This is a genomic window from Mesobacillus selenatarsenatis SF-1 (assembly GCF_000813125.1).
Lineage (GTDB): Bacteria > Bacillota > Bacilli > Bacillales > Cytobacillaceae > Mesobacillus > Mesobacillus selenatarsenatis.
In genome coordinates this window covers 141,507-147,506 of sequence record NZ_BASE01000012.1, presented here as the reverse complement: position 1 = coordinate 147,506, position 6,000 = coordinate 141,507, and the positions used below count along the sequence as shown (strand labels likewise).

Below are 6,000 nucleotides of genomic sequence, written 5' to 3'. Positions count from 1 at the left end.
CTTCGGACAAAACAAGAGGACGCCGAAGGAAATTTGTCTGAACCTAAGGCAACTTCAGACGAAGTCGGATTAACCTAGCAGCAAGTTGTCTAAATCAAGCTGTGGCTTGGAACAGCTTACTCTTAATCATAAAACCTCATATGTCCTTTTTCATTTTTGTAATAGTCGATTCTATCTTGTAAGGTCCCTGTATGGAACTCGAATTTATGCCCATCTGGGTCCGTAAAATAAATAGACATTTTATCTTTTTCATTTCTTAGGCGGCCTGCTAAAAGATTCACTTCCAAATCTTTCAGTCTGTTATACATGGGTTCAAACTCAACTTCATCAATTGAAAAAGCTATATGTGTATATGATTGATTTATTTCTTGACGAGGTATGTCTTTCTCAACATTCAGGGCAAGCCAAATACCATTTAAGTCTAGGTAAGCTGTAGTTTTACCTTTTACTAACAATCTTGCATCAAATACATGTTTATAAAAATCAATCGATTTCTCCAAATCAGAAACAGAAAATAATAAATGGTTTATCCCCTTGATCGACACTTTTCTCACCTCGGAAATAATATTACCCACTAGAAGAACAATTCTTATAAATAAGATACCAGAATAACCGAATCCCTCCAAGTTTCCTTTCATAAATGAAGGATTTTCATCATTGATGTGGAAATTAAAGGAAGGGGAAGGAGAGATGAAATTGTTTTTTAAAAGAAATACATACATTATCAAGCCTGAGGGATTGAATGATATCAATAAGTTGTTTCATACACATGTATATCCAATTCACATTAAACATGGTGCGAAATTAATTGGGCGCTGGGTGAATGGTACAAATGACGAAATTCTGGTTATTTGGAAATATAGCAGCATGGAGCATTATGAAAGGATCAATAGTTTAATTGAAAATAGTGAAGAGTACCAGTCAGCAATGAAGGAGTTAGGCGAATCTTGCACAGAGACTGGCAAAGATTTCTTGTCTTCAACTGCTCCTTATCCTTCAGCATATCATCAGCATAAACATTTATTGTCTGTTAGTGGATATATCACCAACAAGGATGGAGAAGTACTCCTTGTCAGGAATTTTCACCGTTCAAACACAATGGAAATGCCTGGCGGCCAGGTAGAAGAAGGGGAAACATTGGAAGAGGCAATTCATCGCGAGGTATTTGAAGAGACGGGAATTAAGGTGAATTTACATGGTATAACAGGTATTTATCAAAACGTGACGAGTGGAGTAACATGTGTAGTCTTCAGAGGTGAGTATCAGTCTGGTGATGTCAGGATAGCCGAAGGTGAAACTTCAGAAGTCTTTTTTGTAAAAATAACGAAAGAAAATATAGAACAATTTATTACGAGAGAACAATTTAGAAACAGGACTCTAGACGCGATGGATGCAAACTATATCCCATACGAAGCATTTAAAGCAAGACCTTACGAGCTAGTCAGTAGATTTGAAGTCAAAAAAGATTATAGTTAAACAATTTCATGAGGTATTTCCACTTAAGAGAATAGAAGAGAAAATCTCAAACCTTAAAGAAAAGGTAATGTATAAAATATTTTAGGATGTGATTGATATTAAAGCAGTTCTTTTTGACTTTGACGGCACTCTTGCAGATACTTTGCCTGTGTGTTTCTTGGCGTTCGAATCAGTGTTTAAGAAATTTGACGATCGTGAGGTTACATCAGAAGAAATTAAGGCAATGTTTGGTCCATCAGAGACTGGTATTATTCGTGAAAACCTTAAGAATAATAATCATGAAAAAGCCATTGAGTTATATTATGAGATTTATAGGGCCCGACATGAAAATATAGTTCCGAAAAATGAAGAAATATACACCTTACTTATTGAGTTGAAAAATCGTGGCTATAAACTGGGAATAGTGACTGGAAAAGCGAGAAGAAGTCTCGACATATCTTTAGAATGCCTAGAGTTAAATAACATTTTTGATGTAATTGTTACTGGCGATGACGTGGAGTTTCCAAAACCTCATCCTGAGGGGGTTAATAAAGCATTAGTAGAACTGGGTGTATCTAACACAGAGGCAATCTTCTTGGGAGATAGCGACGCTGATATATTGGCTGGAAAGCAAGCGAATGTACATACAATAGGAGTACATTGGCTGCCTAATTTCCAGACAATTGACTTCAGTTTTCAGCCAGATGATGTGCATAGTAATATTAATGAATTTTTACCTTCCCTTCCGGATGGTGGATAGTTAACTAGCTGCCAACTTGGCAGCTTTCATTTTGTACTCAAGATTATAAGTGCGGAACAAAATGATACTGTTCAACAGTATTTCAGGGTATATTAGAGGTTATGATGGAAGAGAAGTTTTGGAGATTACATAAATTATAGAGGAGATTATTATGTCTGTTAAAATCACACCTAAGGGAGAGCAACTTATTCTTCAACAAATAGGCATTTTAGAACAAGAGCTGAAGCAAGTCCGTATGGATAAGAATATTGCATTTAATGCTTGCGGGGATGATAAGATTGCTAATCCTAATTTTCATAAATTAGAGCAGGATGAACGTGTATTAGTGGAACGGATTCAAGAGATTCAGCATACGTATAAGTCTGCAGAATTTATTAAGGTTGATGAGCGTAATTCTGAAATAGTAGCTATTGGCTCAATCGTGAAATGCTCGTTTGAATACACAGATTTTACCGAAGAAGAAATATATGAAATTGTCGGTTACGGCGAGTCGAATATAGATGAAAACAAAATTTTCTATGATACACCGGTTGCAAAGAAGTTACTAGGCTTAAAAATAGGGGACGAAACTGTTTTGTCAGTACCTTCTGGAAAAGTGAAATGCAAGGTTTTGAAAATGTATAGCGGATGGGAAGAAGTAGAGTAAAGCATAATCTGTTGTAATAGCTGGCTAATACTCCGGTTTGAAGTTCGCTAAAATATCAATCGCTAATATGCTGTTGTTTTCCCCCTGAAGGTTAATTCGCCTCTGTATTCTTTCTAATTCCTTTACGTATACATATAGAAATAAAAATCTGTATTTTGGAAAGGAACGGTTAATTGTGGATGAATATATTTGTTATAGTTGTGGGGAAACGCACGAGATTTCGCCAACTCTTTGGAAATGTGAATGTGGTGGCCTGCTAGATTTGAAAAAGGATTCACCTAAAATTGATGTTACTGCCTGGACTAATTATCCGAACACGTTATGGCGTTATTTTGAAGCAATGCCATTTGAAAAAGATTCTAAGACTTGGGAATCAGTTACGATGGGAGAAGGTCAAACACCTTTAATCATACTTGATCCTCTCGAACCGGATACGTATGTAAAAGTGGATTATCTGATGCCTACACTATCATTTAAAGATCGTGGAGCAGCTGTTTTAATGGCAAAGGCTAAAGAGCTGGGAGTTACAAAAGTTATTGCGGATAGCAGCGGCAATGCTGGAACTTCAATTGCTGCATATGCAGCACGGTGCAACATTGCATGTGACGTATATTTAAGTCATACAACATCTCCTAAGAAGATTGCACAGGTAAAAGCACATGGTGCAACGATTAAGGAAATTGTAGGAACTAGAGAAGACATTGCAGAGGCTGCACAAAAAGCGGTTGGAGAAGAAAATACTTTCTATGCCAGTCACGTGTATAATCCATACTTCTATGAAGGTACCAAAACTTACGTATACGAAATTTACGAGCAGCTAAAAGAAGAACCAGATTCGTTAATCATCCCGGTAGGAAATGGTACGCTTTTGCTAGGAGCATATTATGGTTTCAAAGAGTTATATGATAACAAAATGATAGACAAAATGCCGAAAATGATTGCGGTCCAGGCAGCAAACTGTGCTCCACTTTTAAATGCTTATGAAAAAGGCAATGACAGAGCAGAGCCCGTCACCAATAAAGGCACATTAGCAGAAGGTATTGCGATTGCAGCCCCAGTACGGTCGCAGCAAATTATAGCGGCTGTCCGGGAAACAAATGGTGAATTCATCGCTATTGAAGAGGATGAAATTTTGAATGCACGGACCTTGCTTGCTGATAAAGGTTTCTATGTGGAAGTTACAACAGCGGCTAACTATGCTGGATATTTAAAATACAAAAAGTCACAAGGAGAAAAAGTGATCATCCCTCTTTGTGGTGCAGGAATTAAGTCAAAATAAACTGCAAAATGTATAGGGTACTCATTAGCTGGCTTAATTCGAGCATTAATCTAAGAAGGATTAGTGCTCTTTTTTGTTGAATTAGAGAACGGATGCTGTAAAGGGGACATTTCAAAATGGATTCAAAAGAACATTAGAAGAAAATTTATTATCAAGAGCAGAGCTTATAAAAATATTGGCTGAAAAAATTTTTTAAATTCGGAAGTTCAGGAAGGGATGAAGATTTAGCTGAAGATGGTAGAGGAATAATTAATGCAAAATTGAGTGATTTTGAGATTCCCCCTTTATCGGATGATATTGTGTTAGCCAATTAGTAACCAATTGCGGAGCTCTAAATGGAGACTAAATGAGGGTGTATGGAAAATGTAATTTCATCAAGGGACTAAAACTGAGGGCTTGGCGTGAATATAAGATCTTTTAGATACGCTTACGACGGAGCCTGCAAAAATTGGCGACGTCAATATCGCCATTTTCGTTGATACAGGCGGAAACTTTATTCAGACAGTACAGATTAAACTTTGTGTAAAAATGACGGTTTTCACCAATAGATATAATTGTACATATGTTGATTACCTTAGCAGGTGCGTTGATCCCAGGGGGACTAACGCACTTTTTTGTTGTATTCGTTATTGCGCTTACGAAGCAGTTTGGAGAAAGAACAGTATTGAATTAGTATATAACTTTAGCAATGGAAGCCTCACATTTTGCAAGGTGGAATATTATGGCACCTAACACATATTAAAGGTAATTTTTGGGGAAGGTATTTTTTAGGAAAACAAATTTTTGGAGGTTACTTTATGGCTGGAGAAATACAGATTAGGCTGACGGCGGGTGAAATCGGTCAACTTTGGGCTCAATATTTAAATGATAGCGCTAGCATATGTGTTCTTACATTCTTTCTAGAAAAAGCTGAGGATATGGAAATTAAGCCTCTAATTGAATTCTCATTAGAATTATCAAAGACACATATTGGAAAGATTACAGCAATACTTACAGAGGAAAAAAATGTAATTCCAAATGGTTTTAGTATTAAAGAAGATGTGGAATTAAATGCTCCTAGACTTTATTCCGACAGTTTTGTACTGAATTTTATAAACCAAATGGCTAAGGTTGGACTGACAACTTATGCTGGTAGTGTTGGGACATCTGTAAGGGGTGATATTAAATCCTATTACATGGATTGCCTTACAGAAACAATGGAATTATATGATAAGTCAACTGAATTATTATTAAAAAAAGGATTGTTTATCAGGTCTCCTAGCCTGCCTAATTTAGAAAAAATAGAATTTGTAAAAAAGCAATGGTTTATGTTAGATGTTTTTGGAGAAAAAAGACCATTAATTGCCTCAGAGGTCGATAATTTATTTGCGAATCTACAAAGAAATGCCTTGGGAGTAGCTGCACTTACTGGTTTCAGTCAGGGATAAGGATGTAAAACAATTCTTATTAAAGGGTTTAGAAGTTGGGAATAAACATATAAAATTATTTAGAGCTAAGCTAGAAGAAAGTAAACTTCCAGCTCCTATGGGGTGGGATTCTGAAATAACAAATAGTACATCCTATACTTTTTCTGATAAATTGATGATGTTCTTCACAAGTGGTTTGATTTCTTTGAGCGTTGGTTATTATGGTACAGCTATTGGGCAAAGTCCTAGAGGAGATATTGGATCAATGTATAATAGGCTTTCTGTAGAAGTTCAGATGTATTCCGAAGATGGAGCTAATATTATGATTAAAAATGGATGGTTCGAACAGCCTCCAATGGCATCCGATAGAGATGAATTAATAAGAAAAAATAACAGATTATAAAACATATTTAAAGTCCTTCTGCGTTTAACAGCAAGGACTTTTTTCATATCA

7 protein-coding genes are annotated in these 6,000 nt (G+C 36.2%); 6 read left to right on the top strand and 1 reads right to left on the bottom strand.

The window, feature by feature from the left end; translation table 11 throughout:
* Window positions 1-122: 122 nt before the first annotated feature.
* Window positions 123-545, bottom strand: coding sequence for a FosM family fosfomycin resistance protein (fosM, locus tag TY49_RS03120; protein ID WP_041964426.1), 423 nt, complete (start codon window positions 543-545; stop codon window positions 123-125).
* Between the two features lie 145 nt (window positions 546-690).
* On the opposite strand from fosM, the gene TY49_RS23785 reads away from it, so the two are divergent.
* The 6 genes from TY49_RS23785 (at window position 691) to TY49_RS25145 (ending at window position 5,949) form a co-directional block, all read left to right on the top strand.
* The gene (locus tag TY49_RS23785) at window positions 691-1,476 is read left to right on the top strand and encodes an NUDIX domain-containing protein (RefSeq protein ID WP_052442070.1); all 786 of its coding nucleotides are present in this window, start codon (window positions 691-693) and stop codon (window positions 1,474-1,476) included.
* A 97-nt stretch (window positions 1,477-1,573) separates the two neighbouring features.
* Window positions 1,574-2,215 carry an HAD family hydrolase gene (locus TY49_RS03110; protein WP_041964447.1) on the top strand — a complete coding sequence of 214 codons (642 nt, stop codon included), beginning with the start codon at window positions 1,574-1,576 and terminating at the stop codon, window positions 2,213-2,215.
* A 151-nt stretch (window positions 2,216-2,366) separates the two neighbouring features.
* Window positions 2,367-2,861 (top strand): GreA/GreB family elongation factor, encoded by a 495-nt coding sequence (locus TY49_RS03105; protein ID WP_041964425.1) that lies wholly within the window; start codon window positions 2,367-2,369, stop codon window positions 2,859-2,861.
* A 175-nt stretch (window positions 2,862-3,036) separates the two neighbouring features.
* The gene (locus tag TY49_RS03100) at window positions 3,037-4,140 is read left to right on the top strand and encodes a threonine synthase (protein ID WP_041964424.1); all 1,104 of its coding nucleotides are present in this window, start codon (window positions 3,037-3,039) and stop codon (window positions 4,138-4,140) included.
* Between the two features lie 797 nt (window positions 4,141-4,937).
* Window positions 4,938-5,567 (top strand): DUF3231 family protein, encoded by a 630-nt coding sequence (locus tag TY49_RS25150; RefSeq protein ID WP_232310362.1) that lies wholly within the window; start codon window positions 4,938-4,940, stop codon window positions 5,565-5,567.
* On the top strand, window positions 5,539-5,949 hold the full coding sequence (locus TY49_RS25145; protein ID WP_369389170.1) for a DUF3231 family protein: 411 nt from the start codon (window positions 5,539-5,541) through the stop codon (window positions 5,947-5,949). The genes TY49_RS25150 and TY49_RS25145 overlap by 29 nt, the downstream gene beginning before the upstream one ends.
* Window positions 5,950-6,000 lie beyond the last annotated feature (51 nt).